Below are 15,747 nucleotides of genomic sequence, written 5' to 3'. Positions count from 1 at the left end.
GTGAGCGACTACGACGTGTTCCTGGCCGACTGCCCCGCCCGCACGACCCTCGAGGTCATCGGGCACACCTGGTCGGTCGTGGTGGTCGTCGCCCTCGGTGAGAAGCCGCTGCGCTACGGCGAGCTGCTGGAGCGGATCGGCGGCATCAGCAACAAGATGCTCACGCAGACGCTGGCGCGGCTGCGCGGGAACGGGCTGCTGGTCGCGGTCGACGGCCGGTACGAGCTGACCGGGCTCGGCCGGTCGCTGCTCGCGCCGGTTCGGGCGCTGGCGGCGTGGGCCGAGGAGCACAGCGGCGACCTGGTCGATGCCCGGTGGCAGCACGAGGTCGGCGGCGGCCTGGTCGTTCCGGGCGACGTTCCGGCCGAATGACGATATTCCGGTCGAATGGGCAACAGAGTGTTTTCTGTCGAGGGACGTGCGGGCGGCGGGGCCGGCGGATTCAGGTGCCGGAACCGCCTCGTTGACCGCCCGCACGTCCACTGTGCCCAGTTGCGCCGGCCACCAGACCGATCATCGGGTCGACGTTCCGAAAAGCGGTGCTAGATCCGGCCCGCCAACCGGTTGCCGGCGGAGTTCGCGTCGGTGCTCAGGTAGAACTCGCGGATCGCCGCCGCGTGCTCGTCCGCGGTGACGAACCCGTCCCCGTCGTTGTCGAGCGCCTGGAACGCCTCCAGCGCCTCGATCTGGCCGACCCTGGCGCACGCCTGGAGGGTCATCCACTCGTTGAGCGACACGCGGCCGTCCTCGTCGGTGTCGCCGAGCTCGAAGGTGGCCTGCGCCAGCGGCATGGCGACCTTCTCGACGAAGTCGGGGTTGTCGTGTGCCGCCACCCACTCCTCCTTGGTGATCACCTTGTCGCCGTCGGCGTCGAGATGCCCGTCGAGCATCTGCCAGAACCTGTTGGCGAGCTTGGTGACGCGCCGCCACTGCTCCGAGCCGGGTTGAACGCCGAAACCGACGCACCAGCCCTGGACCAGGCCGTCGATGTCCGATTGGTCGATGACCTCGTCGCCGTTGCGGTCGTACCTGTCGAAGTGCTGCTCGAACTTCCGCTGCTGAAGTTGGGCGATCATGTCCGACTCCCCTTGATCTCGACAACCGGGACGGCCCGGTACGGCCGACTATGGTGCATCGACACATCAAGGCCGCCTCGATCGAAAGTCGGATCACCCGATCGAAACGTCGATTCCTCCCGGTGGAGTAGAGGCGTGTGAGCGTTACGGTGTGCCGGTCCGGTCCGGTTCGGGGACGCCGTGATGGGGGACTGCGGCCAGCAGCGTGCGGGTGTACTCGTGCTGCGGCGACAGGAGCACCTGCTCCACGGTGCCCTGTTCGACCAGCTCACCCCGGTACATCACCGCCACCCGGTCGGCGATCGTCCACGCCAACCCCAGATCGTGCGTGATCACCAACGCCGCCAGGCCGAGGTCGCGGCGCAACCGGAGCAGCAACGCCAGGATCTCCCCGCGCACCGACGCGTCCAGCGACGCCACCGGCTCGTCCGCGATCAGCAGCCGCGGCCCCAGCGCCAGCGCGCCGGCGATCACCACCCGCTGCCGCTGCCCACCCGACAACTCGTGCGGCAGGGAGCTGAAGAACAGCTCCGGCGGGCGCAACTCCGCATGGGACAACGCCTCGGCGACCCGTTCCGCCTCGTCACCGTCGACCCGGTGGATGCGCAGACCCTCGGCCACCGCCTCGTACACCGAGTGCCGGGGGTTCAGCGCGCTCGTCGGGTCCTGCAACACCAGCTGCACCTGCCGCCGGTAGGCGCGCAGGCCCGACGCGGAGCGGGGTAGCTCCGCGCCCTCGAACAGGACTCGGCCGGCCGTCGGTCGTTGCAGGCCGAGCAGGGTCCGGGCGAGGGTGGTCTTGCCGGAGCCGGACTGGCCGACCAGCGCGACGATCTCCCCGGCCCGCACCTCCAGGTCCACCCCCGCCACAGCCTTGGTGGAGCCGTAGTCCACGCGCAGACCCTCCGCGCGCAGCAGCACCGGCCGGTCCGCAGCACCGGACGGCTCCGCATCCGCGGGGGTGACGTGCCGCGACGCGGGATCGCCCACGGTCGGGAACGCCGCCGCCAGCGCCTGCGTGTGCGGGTGGGTGGGGGACGCGATCACCTCCCGCGCCGGACCCTCCTCGACGATCTCGCCGTTCCGCATCACGGCCAGCCGGTCGCACGTCGACGCCAGCACCGACAGGTCGTGGCTGATCATCACCAGCCCGATGTCCCGCTCGGACACCAGCCGCTTGAGCACGTCCAGCACCTGCGCCTGCACCACCACGTCCAGCGCCGTGGTCGGCTCGTCCGCGATGACCAGCCGCGGCGCGCACGCCAGCGCCATCGCGATCATCACCCGCTGCTTCTGCCCACCGGACAACTCGTGCGGATAGGCCCGTGCCGCACGGGCGGGCAGCTCCACCTGGTCCAGCAGCTCCGACACCGACCCGGTCACGCCGTGCAGCCGCATCGGCTCGGCGATCTGCTCGCCCACCCGGTGCACCGGGTTCAGCGCGTGCATCGCACCCTGGAACACCACCGACGCCGCCGCCCACCGCACCGCGCGCAGCCGGCCCCACGACATGGTCTGCACGTCCTCGCCGTCGAGCAGCACCTGCCCCTCGACGCGGGCGTTGCGGGGCAGCAGCCGGAGCACGGACATGGCCACGGTGGACTTGCCGCAGCCCGACTCCCCCGCCAACCCCAGCGTCCGCCCGGCCTCCAACGCGAGCGACACCGACCGGACGGCCGTCACCTCGCCCCGCGCACCCTGGTAGTGCACGCTCAGGTCCCGCAGCTCCAGCAGGCTCACCGCTCCCCCTTCAGCCGCGGGTTGAGCACCGTCTCCAGCGCCCGCCCGCACAGCGTGAACGCCAGCACCACGCACACCACGCCCAACCCCGGCGGAATCAGGAACCACCACGCCCGCTGCGACACGGCGCCGTGCATGTTCGCCGCGTGCAGCAGCGACCCCCACGACACCCGTGTCGGATCGCCCAACCCGAGGAACGACAGGGTCGACTCCGCCACGATGGCGCTCGCCACCGTCAGCGTCGTGTTCACGAACACCAGCGGCAGCACCGCGGGCAGCACGTGGCGGCCGATGACGTGCCCGTGGCCGCCGCCCAGCGCTCGGGCGCGCTCGATGAACGGACGCGCCTCCACCGCCAGCGTCTGCGCCCGCACCAGCCGTGCCGTCGCGGGCCACGACGTGACGCCGATCGCCAGCACGATCGTGCCCAGACCGCGGGGCAGCACGGTCGACAGCGCGATCGCCAGCACCAGCGACGGCAGCACCAGGAAGAAGTCGGTGAACCTCATCAGCACCGCCGACACCCAGCCGCCGAAGTGCGCCGCCGTGATCCCGACGACGGTACCGATCAGCACCGACAACACGGTGGCCGCGAGCCCCACGACCAGCGAGATCCGGGTGCCCCACCACGTCAGCAGCAGCACCGAACGCCCGTTGTGGTCGGTCCCCAGCCAGTTCGAGGACGACGGCGGCTCCCACGGCGACGCGGTCAGCCGCGTCACGTCCAGCCCCGACTGGTCGGTCACGAACGGCGCCAGCACCGCCAGCACCCCGATCACGGCCAACCCGACCAGCCCGACCAGCCCGGACCGCTGCGACGCGAACTCACGCCACGTCGCCCCCGCCGTCGCCCGACGGCGCTGCCACACGATCGCCGTCACGACGCACGCACCCGCGGGTCGAGCACCCGGTACAGCAGGTCCGCGAACACGTTCATGGTGATCACCGCTCCCGCCAGCACGACGAACGTGCCCTGCAACAGCGGCAGGTCCGGCCCGGTCAACGCCTCGTAGGTCAACAGCCCCAACCCGGGCCAGGAGAACACCGTCTCCACCGTGATCGCCCCCGACACCACCAGACCCAGGTGCAGGAACACCAGCGTCACGGTCGGCAGCAACGCGTTGGGCACCGCGTGCCGCCGCCGCACCAGGTCGTCCCGCAGCCCCTTCGCCCGCGCCGTGGTCAGGTAGTCCGCGTGCATCTCCTCCAGCAGCGAGGACCGCATGACCAGCAGGTACTGCGCGTAGACCACCGCGATCATGGTCAGGCACGGCAGCACCATGTGGTGCGCCACGTCCAGCGCCTGGGACAGGAAGTCCGGCGGCGTGTCCGGGTAGCGCATGCCGCCGCTGGGGAACAGGTCACCGGTCGCCAGCGACAGCAGCATCCCCAGCCAGAACGTGGGCATCGCCCACTGCGCCAGCGCCGCACCGGTGGAGATCCGGTCCGACCGCGATCCGCGCCGCCACGCACCGCGGATGCCCAGCCACAGCCCGAGCACCACCGCCAGCACGGTCGCGGTGCCGGTCAGCAGGATCGTCGGCCACATCCGTTCGCCGATCAGCTCCATCACCGGCCGGCTGTAGACGTAGGACGTGCCGAAGTCGCCCCGCAGGGCCGCGGTCAGGTAGTCCACGAACTGCTCGTCCAGCGGCTTGTCCACGCCCAGCCGCGCACGCAGCTCGGCGAGCTGGTCCCCGGTGACCGGACGGCCGCGCGTCATCGCGACCACCGGGTCGCCGGGGATCACCCGGAACAGCAGGAAACCCAGGGCCACCACGAACAGCAGGCTGACCAGCGCGCCGCCGACCTTGCCCGCCAGGTGGCGGATCACTCGCGGTCCTCCGCGCGCGCGCCACGCCGGCGGTTCATCAGCCACACGCCGCCCAGGAGCACGATCAGCGCGCCGCCGACGACACCCACGATCAGGCCGGTGTTCGACCCGCCGGGTTCACCGGCCGACGCGGCTGGCACGGCGCCGTAGTAGCCCCACATGCCGTTCTGCGCCATGATCACGCCGCCGGGGTCGGGCTGGACCGGGAACGAGGCGAACTTGTCGCTGCGGTAGGCCTCCAACGCGTTGTCGTAGCCGAGGACCACCGCGGGGACCTGGTCGTAGAACCGCTGCTGCATCTGCCGGACCAGCTCGCGCCGCTTCTCCGGGTCGAACTCGGCGCGCTGCTCGACGTAGAGCGCGTCGTACTCGGCGTCGCAGAAGAACGTGTCCGTGGTGCCGCCCTTGCCGTCGGCGTTGGGCCGCTGGTCGCACGTGTGCAGGGACAGGATGAAGTCCGGGTCGGGGTTGGTGCCCCAGCCGGAGAACACCAGGTCGAACGTGCCGGCGGTGCTGGACTCGTTGAGCTGGTTGTCGGACACGATCTGCACGTCGACGACGATGCCGAGGTCGGCGAGGGACCGCTTGACGAACTCGCCGGTCTGCTCGTCGTAGGCGCGGCTGGCGTGCCCGAGCAGCCGCAGTTCCATCCGCCTGCCCTCGGGCGAGACGCGGATGCCGTCCGCGCCGCGCGCGTAGCCCGCCTTGTCCAGGTCGGCGTTCGCGGCGGCCGGGTCGTAGGGGTGCGCCGGTTCGGGCTTGAGGTGGTAGTCGGCGAAGACGGGCGGGATGGGGCCGGTGCCGCGCTGCGCGTAGCCGCCGTTGACCCGCTTGATGATCGCGTCGAGGTCGAGCGACTTGGCGATCGCCCGGCGCACCACCACGTCCTTCAGCGCGGGGTGGCCGTCGCCGATCGGTTCGCCGGTGCGGGTCGCCGCCCCGGAGTTGATCACGAGTTCGTTGAAGCGGCGGCCGTGCGCCTGGTTGCGGGTGATGCCGGCCTTGTCCTTGAGCGAGTCGAACTGCGCCGGGCCCATCCGGTTGACCAGGTCGACCTCGCCCTTGCCCAGCGCCTGCACGGCGGCGTCGGAGGTCTTGTAGTAGGTGAACGTGAGCTCGTCGTACTTCGGCGCGCCGCGCCAGTAGTCCTTGTTCGCCTTGAACCGGATGAACTCGTTGGCCCGGTACTCGGCGAGGACGAACGGCCCGCTGCCCACGACGGGCGTCTGGTCGTTGCGGTACTCGGCGATGTCGGTGACCTTCGACCACACGTGCTCGGGGACGATCGGCACGTCCAGCGCGAGCATGGTGGCCTGCGGCTGCTTGGTCTTGATCACCAGGGTGCGGTCGTCGGTCGCGGTGACGGACTCGAAGGCGGCGGTGAAGCTGCCGTTGGCGGTGGCCGCGACCTCGTCGCGCATCATCAGGTTGTAGGTGAACGCGGCGTCCTTGGCCGTGATCGGCTGCCCGTCGGACCACTTCTTGCCCTCGGGCACGTGGAACGTCCAGGTCAGCCGGTCCTCGGACGACTCCCACTTGTGGGCCAGGCCCTCCACGGGGCGCTGGTCCTTGACGTCGTAGGCGGTGAGGTAGTCGTACATCAGCCTGCCGACCTCGGTGCCCGCCTGGAAGATCGACAGGAACGGGTTGAGCGAATCGACCTGCTGGGTGATCGCCACCCTCAACGTGACCGTCTGTTGCGCCGGCGCCGGTGTGGGCGCGAGCAACACCACCAATGCCATCGCCGCCGTGACCGCGCCGAACCGCCGGATACCCACAGTGACCGCCTCCTGCCCGTGAGTCGAGGTCAAGAAGTAACCACTACCGTGAGGTGCGCGTCAAGAAGCGACGACAGCTCGGTACGGTGAACCCCATGCGGATCTTGATCTCGGCGGACATGGAAGGGGCGACCGGCGTCACGTGGACCGCCGACGTCGTACCCCAGACCGAGCAGTGGCAGCGGTTCCGCCGGCTGTTCACCGGCGACGTCAACGCCTGCGTCGCCGGGGCCCACGCCGGCGGCGCCACCGACCTGCTCGTCAACGAGGCCCACTCGTCGCAGCGCAACCTCCTGCTGGAGGACCTGGACCACCGCGCCCGGCTGCTCACCGGACGCCACAAGCCGCTGTCGATGATGCAGGGCATCGACTCCGGCGTGGACGGCGTGGTGTTCCTCGGCTACCACGCCGGCGCCGGCCAGGAGGGCGTCCTCGCCCACACCTACCTGGAGAACTCCGTCACCGGCGTGTGGCTCGACGGCGTGCCCGCGAGCGAAGGCAGGCTCAACGCCGCGCTGGCCGCCGAGCACGGCGTCCCCGTGCTGCTCGTGACCGGCGACGACAAGGCGTGCGACGACGCCCGCGACTACGCGCCCGACGCCGAACTCGTCGCCGTCAAGGACTGCGTCAGCCGCTACGCCGCGGTCTGCGCGCCGCCGAAGGTGACCGCCGAGTTGATCACCGCCGCAGCCCGGACCGCGATGGGCCGCGCCGGACGGGTACCGGGCACGGTCGCCGCGCACCGGGTCGAAGTCGAGTTCGACGCCACCCACCTCGCCGCCGCCGCGGCCGTGGTCCCTACTGTGCAGCAGGTCGGAGCACGCCGGGTCGGGTTCGACGCAGCATCCATGACCCTGGCGATGCAGGCGTTCAAGGTGGTCACCGCGATCGCCGCGGGGGCGGTGGAGGGTATTTATGGCTGAGGACGTCGTCGACCTGTGCGCCGCGCTGCTGCGGTTCGACACCACCAACCACGGCGGCGGCAACTCCGCCGGTGAACGCGAGGCCGCCGAGTTCGTCGCCGCGCACCTGGACGCCGTCGGCGTGGAGCCCACCGTGCTGGAGTCCGCGCCACGCCGCGGCAACGTGCTCGCCCGCGTGCCCGGCACCGAGCCCGACCTGCCCGCGCTGCTCGTGCAGGCCCACCTCGACGTGGTGCCCGCCGACGCCGCCGAGTGGAGCGTGCCGCCGTTCGCCGGCGTCGAACGCGACGGCTTCCTGTGGGGCCGCGGCGCGGTCGACATGAAGGACATGATCGCCATGGTGCTCGCCGTGCTGGGCGGCTGGTCCCGCGAGGGCCGCCGGCCGCGCCGCGACATCGTGCTCGCGTTCGTCGCCGACGAAGAGGACCGCGGCGAGTACGGCGCGCAGTGGCTCGTCGAGCACCACGCGGACTTCTTCACCGGCTGCACCACCGCGATCAGCGAGTCCGGCGGCTACTCCTACCCCGTCGGCGACCACCGTATCTACCCCATCGGGACCGCCGAGCGCGGCACCTCCCACCTGCGGCTCACCGCCACCGGACGCGCAGGCCACGGATCACGCCGCAACGACGACAACGCCGTGGCCAAGCTGCTGGGCGCACTCGCCCGCATCTCCGCCATCGACCACCCCGTGCGGCTCACCCCCACCGTGAAGGCGTTCATCGAGCAGGTCGGCGCGGCCCTGGACGTGCCCGTCGACCTCGCCGACGTCGACGGCACCATCGCCCGGTTCGGGCCCGCCGCCCGGCTGGTCGAGAACACCGTCCGCAACAGCACCACGCCCACCGTGCTGCGGGCCGGCTACAAGGTCAACGTCATCCCCGGCAGCGCGACCGCCGAGATCGACGTGCGCACCCTGCCCGGCACCGTGGACGAGCTCCTGGCGTCGATCGACGTCGCGCTGGGCGCCGAGGTGCGCCGCGAGTTCATCGCCAGCGAGCCGCCCGTGCAGGCGCCGATCGACTCGCCCTGGTTCGACGCGATGGCCGCGGCACTGCGCGCGGAGGACCCCGACGCCGTCGTCGTGCCCTACTGCATGGGCGGCGGCACCGACGCCAAGGCGTTCAGCCGGCTGGGCATCGACTGCTACGGGTTCTCGCCGCTCACCCTGCCCGCCGGCTACGACTACCGGGCCATGCCGCACGGCGTGGACGAACGCGTGCCCGTCGAAGGCCTCCGTTTCGGCGCCCGCGTGCTAGACCGGTTCCTGTCGTCGTAGTGCAGCGACCGCAGGGAGGTCGACGATGGGCAAGGTCTTCTCGCACATGACGATGTCGCTCGACGGGTTCATCGCCGACCCGCGGGACGGCATCGACGGGCTGTTCGACTGGTACCAGGCGGGCGACGTGACCGTGCCCAGCCGTGCCGAGGAGTACTCGTTCCAGGTCGACGAGGGCAGCGCCGCGATGCTGCGCGGCATCCTGGCCGGCACCGGCGTCATCGTGTGCGGACGTCGCCTGTTCGACCTCACCGGCGGGTGGGGCGGCCGACACCCCGCCGCCGACCACGTGGTCGTGGTGACCCACCGCCCACCCGAGGACGCCGACAGGTGGACGACCACCACGTTCACCGACGGCGTGGAGGTCGGGATCGCCGAGGCCAAGCGCATCGCCGGCGACAAGGACGTGACGATCGCCAGCGCGAGCATCGCCGCGCAGGCGCTGGACCTGGGACTCGTGGACGAGGTGCACGTCAGCCTGGTGCCCGTGCTGCTCGGCGAGGGCATCCCGTACTTCGCCGGGCTGACCCGCGCGCCGCACCGGTTCGACGACCCGGTCGTCGTCCAGGGCACCCGCGCCACCCACCTGAAGTACGTCGTGCGCCCTACAGCCGCGGATCGGTGATCTCACGCAGCCTGACCAGCGCGTCGCGCAGCGCCGCCATCCGCCGCTGACCCAGGTGCGCCGTCCACTCCCGCTCCACCTCGGCGACCGCCGCCAGCCCCACCGGAATCGCCTTCTGCCCGCGCTCGGCCACCCGGATCAGCCGGGCCCGCGCGTCGGTCGGGTCCGACGTGCGCTCCACGTACCCGCCGCGTTCCAGCTGGTCGACCAGGAAACCGGCGGTCTGCTTGGTGATCTGCGCGGCCTCCGCCAACTCGGTCAACCTCGACCCGTTGCGGCCGATCCGCTGGAACACCCGCACCTGGGCGGGCGTCACGTCGTCGAAACCCGCCCCCGCCAAGGCGGCGAACATCCGGTCCTCCATCTCGCGGTGCGGCAGGTACAGCAGCAGGCTGAGGTCGTCGGGCACGTCACTCCTTGACGTCGGCCAGCGAAGTCGATCACCTTATCGTGACGGGCGCCGCGCCAGGCGGGCGAGCTTCAACGCCAGGTGCAGCTCCAGCCGCACCCCGCCGTCTGCGAGGTCACGGCCGGTCAGCTCGGCGATCCGGCCCAACCGGTAGTACAGGCTCGTGCGGTGCAGGTGCAGGCGTTCCGACGCGGACCGCACGTCGCACCCCGAGTCCAGGTACACCTCCAACGTCAGCAGCAGCACCTCCGACAACCCCGACAGCACCTCGTCCGGCGACGCGCCGAGCAACAGCCGGTACGCGCCCAGTTCGGACCACCGCACCCGCTCCGGCAACGCCGGGTCCAGCCGCGCCAGCTCCGCCGCCGCCAACGCCTGCTGGTACGCCGACCCGGCCCGGTCGGGCGGGTGCGGATCGCTCACGCCCACGTGCCCCGGCAACTCCGGCAGCGGGTCGCCGGCCGCCACCGTGCGCACCACCCGGGGCTCCAGCCCCACCACCACGCGCACCGGCGTCCGCTCACCGACCGGCACCTGAGCCGCCAACGCCGCCAGCCGCCCGCCGAGGTCCAGCTCCGGCGGCTCACCCAACACCCACAGGTAGCCGACCAGCACGCCGTTGTGCCGCAACGGGAACCCCACCCGCTGCCGGAACCCCAACGCCGCGTTCTCCGGCACCCGCACCGGCCCCGCCGCGGTCGCGATCCCGTGCTGCTCCTGCCACGCCGCGACGTCCGCCGGCACCCGCCGGGTCAGGATCGCCCGCACCCGCGCCGGGTCGACGTCGTCGGCCTGGGCGCTGTGCGCGACCACCCGGCCCGCCACGTCGTCCACCGACACCCCGCGTCCCAGCACCCGGGACAGCTCGTCCAGCAGCTCCTGCATTCCGACAACTGTAGGAACAACTCCCGTCCCCGGACTGTCGCCCCACCGCAAGCCGACGCCTAGCGTGCACACTCGTGACGAACAGCCGGATCGCCCCCTGGGCCTCCCCGCAGGCGCAACGCAGACTCGCCGAGGTCGAAGCCGCCGTCTCGACGGACCTGACCGCCGCCGGTGTCGCGAGCACCGTCCGCAAGGCCCTCGAAGCGCACTGCGCGCAGGTCGACGACGACGGGATCGTGCTCTACGCGGGCACCAACGTGGTCAGCCCCGCCGCCGCGGCGGCCGTCTCCCACACCGTGTCCAGCCGGCCGAGCATGGGCTGGCCGGGTGAGAAGTACCAGGTCGGCCTCGACCACCTGGACACCCTCGAAGTCCTCGCGCCGATGCTCGTCGCCTCCCTCATGGAAGGCCTGTTCGCCGAAGTCCGGCTGCAGAGCGCCACCCTGGCCAACCTCGCCGTCTACACCGCGTTCGCCCGCGCCGGCGACAAGATCGCCGTGCTGCCCGAGTTCGCCGGCGGCCACGCCAGCCACCACGCGCAGGGCGTGCCCGCGATCCGCGGCCTGACCGTGGTCGACCTGCCCTACCTGCCCGACGAACTGGACATCGACTACGGGAAGCTGCCTGGGTTCCTGCGCGTGCACCGGCCCCGGATCGTGGTCATCGGCGCGAGCATGATGCTGTTCCCCCACGACGTCGCCGCGGTCCGCGCGGCGGCCGACGAAATCGGCGCCGTCCTCGTCTACGACGCCTCCCACATGGCCGGGCTCGTCGCCGGCCGGGAGTTCCAGCGGCCCCTGCACGAGGGCGCGCACCTGATGACGTTCTCCACCTACAAGTCGTTCGGCGGCCCGTCCGGCGGCTGCGTCGTCACCCGCGACGCCGACCTGGCCGAACGCGTCTCGAACGTCGCCTACCCCGGCATGCTCGCCAACTACGACGCCGGACGCCTCGGCGCGCTCGCCGTCACCGCCGCCGAACTGGCCGAACACGGCCCCGAGTACGCGCGGGCGTGCATCGCCAACGCCCAGGCCCTCGGCCGGGCCCTGTCCGACAACGGCTTCGACGTCGCCCGCCACGACGGCGAGTTCACCCGCTCCCACCACCTGGCCGTCGACGCCCTCACCCTCGGCGGCGGCGACGCGGCGGCCGTGCGGCTCGGTGACGCCGGCGTCTACCTCAGCGGCATCAGCCTGCCGTGGCAGCGGATCGACGAAGGCCTGCGCGGGCTGCGCATCGGCACCCAGGAAATCACCCGCCGCGGCTTCACCCCCGAGCACCAGCCCGCCGTCGCCGACCTCATGCGCCGCGCCCTCATCGACCGCGAACCACCCGAACGCGTGCGCACCGACGCCATCGCGCTGCGCCGATCGGTCAACGCGACCACCGCCTGAGCCGGGCTCGCCCGCCTAGGAACGTCGTCGCCGCGCGGCCGTGATCGCGGACAAAACCTGTCCGCGATCACGGCTAACGTGACCGTGTGATCGAGAAGCTGACGACCCGGGCGTTGAACCGCGCCACCCTGCACCGGCAACTGCTGCTGGAACGGGCGGCCATGCCCGCGCACGACGTGGTGGAGCACCTGGTCGGGATGCAGGCGCAGGAACCGTTCTCGCCCTACTACGGCCTGTGGTCCCGCATCCGGGACTTCCGGCCCGAGGCGCTGTCGTCGCTGCTGCTGGACCGGAAGGTGGTCCGCGCGTCGCTGCACCGGGCCACGATCCACCTCGTCAGCGCCGCCGACCACGGCCGGGTCGAACCGCTGCTCCGGCCGTTCCTGCACCGCCGGTTCGCGTCCTCGCCCTTCGGGTTCGTGCTGGACGGGTTGGACCTCGACGCGTTCACCGCCGCCGCCGGCGCCCTGGTCGCCGAGAAGCCGCACACCCGCCGCGAACTGAGCGACCACCTCGCCGCGCGGTGGCCCGACCACGACGCCACCGCCCTCGGTTACGCCGCCAGCTTCCTGGTCCCCGTGGTCCAAGTGCCGCCACGCGCGGTGTGGGGGGAGTCCGGAGCGGCGGCGTGGACGACCGCCTCGACCTGGCTGGGCACCGCCGAACCCGCCACGTCCCCCGAGCAGTTCGTGCGCCGCTACCTCGCCGCGTTCGGACCGGCCTCGGTGCGGGACGTGCAGACCTGGGCGGGCATGACCCGGCTCAAGCCCGTGGTCGAGGCGATGGATCTGCGGACCTTCACCGACGAACGCGGACGCACCCTGTACGACGTGCCGGACGGCCCGCTGCCCGACCCCGACACACCCGCGCCGGCGCGGTTCCTGCCCGAGTTCGACAACCTCCTGCTCGGCCACGACGACCGCACCCGCGTCATCTCCGACGAGGACTACCGGCGCGGGATCGTGGTCGGCGGCAAGCCGACGCTGCTGGTGGACGGCGTCGTCCACGGCACCTGGAAGATCACCGGCGACGGGCTGGACGTCGAGCTGTTCCGGCCGTTGACCAGCGCGCAGAAGGCCGACGTCGAGTCCGAAGGCGCCCGGTTGCTGGCGTTCGCGGGCGCCACCGGCGACGTCCGGCTGGAAATTCTGTGACCTGGACGAACGCCTTGGGCAGACGCTTTGGACAATCGTCCAGTACGATCGTCCAATGACGGTTCGCGAACGGCTGCTGCGCGCGGCCACGGAACTCATCGCCGAGAAGGGCTGGGGAGCGGTCAGCACCCGCATGCTCGCCGACCGCGCCGGCGTCGGCTCCGGGGTCGTGCACTACCACTTCCACTCGGTGCAGGCGGTGCTCGTGCAGGCCTCCGTCGGCGCGCTGAAGTCCGCCGTGGACGACCTCGGGCACCTGCTCGACGCGTCGTCCACACCGGCCGACGTGCTGACCCGGCTGCTGGAGGCGCTGGACGGCCACGGCGGGCAGGAACTGTTCACCGAGACGCTGCTCGCCGCCACACGCAACGACGAACTGCGCCAGGCCGTCGGCGAGGTGCTGGTCGACTTCCGCCGCACGCTCGCCGAGTGGCTGGCCGCGCGGGACGTGCCCACACCGGTCGAGACCGCGGCCGTGCTGGCCGCAGCCGTCGACGGCGTCCTGCTGCACCGCGCCCTCTCCCCGGACCTGACCTCCGACGTCGTCGTGCCGGTGCTGGGGAGGGCGTTGCGGTGAAGGTCCTGATCAGCGGGGCGGGGATCGCCGGGTTGGCGTCGGCACACCGGCTGCGGACGCTCGGGCACGAGGTCGTCGTGCTGGAACGGGCCGCCGGACCGCGCACCACCGGCTACATGATCGACTTCTTCGGACCGGGCTACGACGCCGCCGAGCGGATGGGCGTGCTGCCACGCCTGGAGGAAGCGGGCTACCGGGTCGAGGAGGCGGCGTACGTCGACCGTCGGGGCCGCCGGGTGGCCGGGCTGCGGTTCGACCGGCTCGCGCGGGCGGTGGACGGCAGGCTGCTGAGCATCATGCGGCCGGACCTGGAGCGCGCGCTCCGGGAAGACCTGCCCACCGGGGTGACGCTGCGGTTCGGCGCCGGCGTGGTCGGTGTCGAGGACTCCGACGCCGGTGTCACCGCGCGACTGTCCGACGGTTCGGCGGTCTCCGGTGACCTGCTGGTCGGCGCCGACGGCGTGCACTCCACCGTGCGGCGGCTCGTGTTCGGCGAGGGGCACCTGCGCCACCTGGGATTCCACACCGCAGCGTTCACGTTCGACGACCCCGAGATCCACGCGCTGGTCGCCGGACGGTTCTGCGTCACCGACACGGTCGGCCGGCAGGTCGGGTTCTACGGGCTGCGCGACGGGCGGGTGGCCGCGTTCACCGTGCACCGGACCTCGTCACCCGACCTGCCCGAGGACCCCCGAACCGCCGTGATGGAGGCGTACGGGTCGCTCGGCTGGGTCGTGCCGCGGGCGTTGGCGCGGTGCCCGGCGGAGATCTACTACGACCAGGTCGCGCAGGTGGAACTGCCGCGCTGGTCGTTCGGGCGGGTGGTGCTGGTCGGGGACGCGTGCGGCGCGGTGTCGTTGCTGGCCGGGCAGGGCGCGTCGCTCGGGATCGGCGGCGCGTACGTGCTGGCCGACCACCTGGACGACCTGACCGCGTACGAACGCGCGTGGCGGCCCGTCGTGGTGGACAAGCAGCAGGTCGCCCGGTCGGGCGCGCGGTGGTTCCTGCCCTCGTCACCGCGCCGGCTGTGGGCGCGGCGGGTGGCGATGAGGCTGTCGAACCTGCCCGGCGTCGACCGGGTGGTGGCCACCAGCCTGGTGGGCAAGCCCGTCACCATCGGCTGACCACCCCGTTCACCCGCGTGGCAGTTCCGCGTGCCGCACCAGGAAGTCCGCGACGTCGTCCGGGTCCTCCAGCGGCAGCGGGTACACCAGCAATCGGGCCGTGCCCAACGCGGCGTAGCGGCGGGCCGAGTCGGCGTCCACCTCGACCGGGTCGACCTGCATGAAGGTGATCTCCAGCTCGCCGAGGTGCGGTGGACGCTCGACCTGCCGAGCCGCCTCCTCCAGCCCGCGCAGGTGCCCGACCAGCTCGTCGGGCGACGAACCCGTGCCGAACCAGCCGTGCCCCTTGGCGACGGCCCGGCGGAACGCCGCGGGGCTGTGCCCGCCGATGACGACGCGCGGACCGCCCGGCGTCGTCGGCCGGGGGTTGGCGTCCAGGTCGCGGAACGACACATGCCTGCCCTGGAACGCCACCGGCGCGGGATCGTTCCACAACGCGCGCATGGCGTCGATGTAGTCGTCGGTGCGGCTGCCGCGCTCCGCCATCGGCACACCGAGCGCGGACAGCTCCTGCCTGAGGTAACCGCCGGCCACCCCGAGCAGCAGTCGGCCACCCGACAGCACGTCCAGACTCGCCGCCTGCTTGGCCAGCACGAGCGGGTTGTGCTGCGGCAGGATGACCACGCCCGTGCCCAACTCCAGTCGCTTCGTCACCGCGGCCACGTAGGCCAGGTGCACCAGCGGGTTGAGGATCGGGTCCTCCGGCGCCATCGGCGACTCCGCGACCCGCGGGCTGGGCAGCACCACGTGCTCGCCGCACCACCACGACCCGTAGCCGAGTCCCTCGGCCAACTCGGCCAGCCGAACGGTCTCCACCGGCCCCAGGGTGGCCTTCGCGCTCAACCCGTACACACCTAGCTCCACGCCGGTCCCTCCGGTTGATCTCGCCCGTCGGAACCGATTCTCGGGCCGCTCGCACCGCTTCGTCCAAGAGCTTCTGTCATAGCCT

Annotated in this window: 16 protein-coding genes; 8 read left to right on the top strand and 8 right to left on the bottom strand. The window is 72.0% G+C overall.

The window, feature by feature from the left end; all coding sequences use genetic code 11:
* A complete protein-coding gene (locus OQ02_RS19605; protein WP_033439905.1) occupies positions 1-372 on the top strand; it encodes a winged helix-turn-helix transcriptional regulator in 372 nt (123 codons plus the stop codon).
* 170 nt (positions 373-542) lie between these two features.
* Here the strand turns inward: OQ02_RS19605 and OQ02_RS19600 are convergent, their stop codons facing one another.
* The 5 genes from OQ02_RS19600 to OQ02_RS19580 form a co-directional block, all read right to left on the bottom strand.
* Positions 543-1,076 (bottom strand): EF-hand domain-containing protein, encoded by a 534-nt coding sequence (locus OQ02_RS19600; RefSeq protein WP_033439904.1) that lies wholly within the window; start codon positions 1,074-1,076, stop codon positions 543-545.
* Between the two features lie 144 nt (positions 1,077-1,220).
* Positions 1,221-2,816: a nickel ABC transporter ATP-binding protein NikE gene (gene nikE / locus OQ02_RS19595; RefSeq protein WP_051772535.1), complete on the bottom strand. Its 1,596-nt coding sequence runs from the start codon at positions 2,814-2,816 to the stop codon at positions 1,221-1,223.
* Positions 2,813-3,697, bottom strand: coding sequence for an ABC transporter permease (locus OQ02_RS19590; protein WP_033439903.1), 885 nt, complete (start codon positions 3,695-3,697; stop codon positions 2,813-2,815). Before OQ02_RS19590 ends, nikE begins: the two co-directional genes overlap by 4 nt.
* A complete protein-coding gene (locus tag OQ02_RS19585; RefSeq protein WP_331281540.1) occupies positions 3,694-4,650 on the bottom strand; it encodes an ABC transporter permease in 957 nt (318 codons plus the stop codon). The genes OQ02_RS19590 and OQ02_RS19585 overlap by 4 nt, the downstream gene beginning before the upstream one ends.
* A complete protein-coding gene (locus tag OQ02_RS19580; protein WP_033440018.1) occupies positions 4,647-6,392 on the bottom strand; it encodes an ABC transporter substrate-binding protein in 1,746 nt (581 codons plus the stop codon). Before OQ02_RS19580 ends, OQ02_RS19585 begins: the two co-directional genes overlap by 4 nt.
* A 131-nt stretch (positions 6,393-6,523) precedes the next feature.
* On the opposite strand from OQ02_RS19580, the gene OQ02_RS19575 reads away from it, so the two are divergent.
* The 3 genes from OQ02_RS19575 to OQ02_RS19565 are packed head-to-tail and all read left to right on the top strand — an operon-like array spanning position 6,524 to position 9,255.
* The gene (locus OQ02_RS19575; protein WP_033439901.1) at positions 6,524-7,351 is read left to right on the top strand and encodes a M55 family metallopeptidase; all 828 of its coding nucleotides are present in this window, start codon (positions 6,524-6,526) and stop codon (positions 7,349-7,351) included.
* Positions 7,344-8,630 carry a M20/M25/M40 family metallo-hydrolase gene (locus tag OQ02_RS19570; protein WP_033439900.1) on the top strand — a complete coding sequence of 429 codons (1,287 nt, stop codon included), beginning with the start codon at positions 7,344-7,346 and terminating at the stop codon, positions 8,628-8,630. Before OQ02_RS19575 ends, OQ02_RS19570 begins: the two co-directional genes overlap by 8 nt.
* 25 nt (positions 8,631-8,655) lie before the next feature.
* A complete protein-coding gene (locus tag OQ02_RS19565) occupies positions 8,656-9,255 on the top strand; it encodes a dihydrofolate reductase family protein (RefSeq protein ID WP_033439899.1) in 600 nt (199 codons plus the stop codon).
* Here the strand turns inward: OQ02_RS19565 and OQ02_RS19560 are convergent.
* Both OQ02_RS19560 and OQ02_RS19555 read right to left on the bottom strand, forming a co-directional pair.
* Positions 9,236-9,664 (bottom strand): MarR family winged helix-turn-helix transcriptional regulator, encoded by a 429-nt coding sequence (locus OQ02_RS19560; protein ID WP_033439898.1) that lies wholly within the window; start codon positions 9,662-9,664, stop codon positions 9,236-9,238. The two genes, OQ02_RS19565 and OQ02_RS19560, sit on opposite strands and share 20 nt — an antisense overlap.
* 36 nt (positions 9,665-9,700) lie before the next feature.
* Positions 9,701-10,549 carry a PucR family transcriptional regulator gene (locus OQ02_RS19555; RefSeq protein WP_033439897.1) on the bottom strand — a complete coding sequence of 283 codons (849 nt, stop codon included), beginning with the start codon at positions 10,547-10,549 and terminating at the stop codon, positions 9,701-9,703.
* Between the two features lie 74 nt (positions 10,550-10,623).
* On the opposite strand from OQ02_RS19555, the gene glyA reads away from it, so the two are divergent.
* From glyA to OQ02_RS19535, 4 genes are all read left to right on the top strand, one after another.
* Complete coding sequence (glyA, locus tag OQ02_RS19550) at positions 10,624-11,943, top strand: serine hydroxymethyltransferase (protein WP_033439896.1); 1,320 nt, start codon at positions 10,624-10,626, stop codon at positions 11,941-11,943.
* Positions 11,944-12,029: 86 nt separating this feature from the next.
* Entirely contained in the window at positions 12,030-13,097 is a 1,068-nt protein-coding gene (locus tag OQ02_RS19545; protein WP_033439895.1) for a winged helix DNA-binding domain-containing protein, read from the top strand.
* Between the two features lie 55 nt (positions 13,098-13,152).
* On the top strand, positions 13,153-13,674 hold the full coding sequence (locus tag OQ02_RS19540; RefSeq protein WP_033439894.1) for a TetR/AcrR family transcriptional regulator: 522 nt from the start codon (positions 13,153-13,155) through the stop codon (positions 13,672-13,674).
* Complete coding sequence (locus OQ02_RS19535; protein WP_033439893.1) at positions 13,671-14,798, top strand: FAD-dependent oxidoreductase; 1,128 nt, start codon at positions 13,671-13,673, stop codon at positions 14,796-14,798. The genes OQ02_RS19540 and OQ02_RS19535 overlap by 4 nt, the downstream gene beginning before the upstream one ends.
* A gap of 9 nt (positions 14,799-14,807) precedes the next feature.
* Here OQ02_RS19535 and OQ02_RS19530 read toward each other — a convergent pair whose 3' ends face one another.
* Positions 14,808-15,662 carry a TIGR03619 family F420-dependent LLM class oxidoreductase gene (locus OQ02_RS19530; RefSeq protein WP_033439892.1) on the bottom strand — a complete coding sequence of 285 codons (855 nt, stop codon included), beginning with the start codon at positions 15,660-15,662 and terminating at the stop codon, positions 14,808-14,810.
* Between the last annotated feature and the right edge of the window lie 85 nt (positions 15,663-15,747).

Source organism: Saccharothrix sp. NRRL B-16314 (assembly GCF_000716595.1).
GTDB lineage: Bacteria > Actinomycetota > Actinomycetes > Mycobacteriales > Pseudonocardiaceae > Actinosynnema.
The sequence above is the reverse complement of the archived record's forward strand: the minus strand, read 5'-3'. Positions and strand labels throughout refer to the sequence as shown.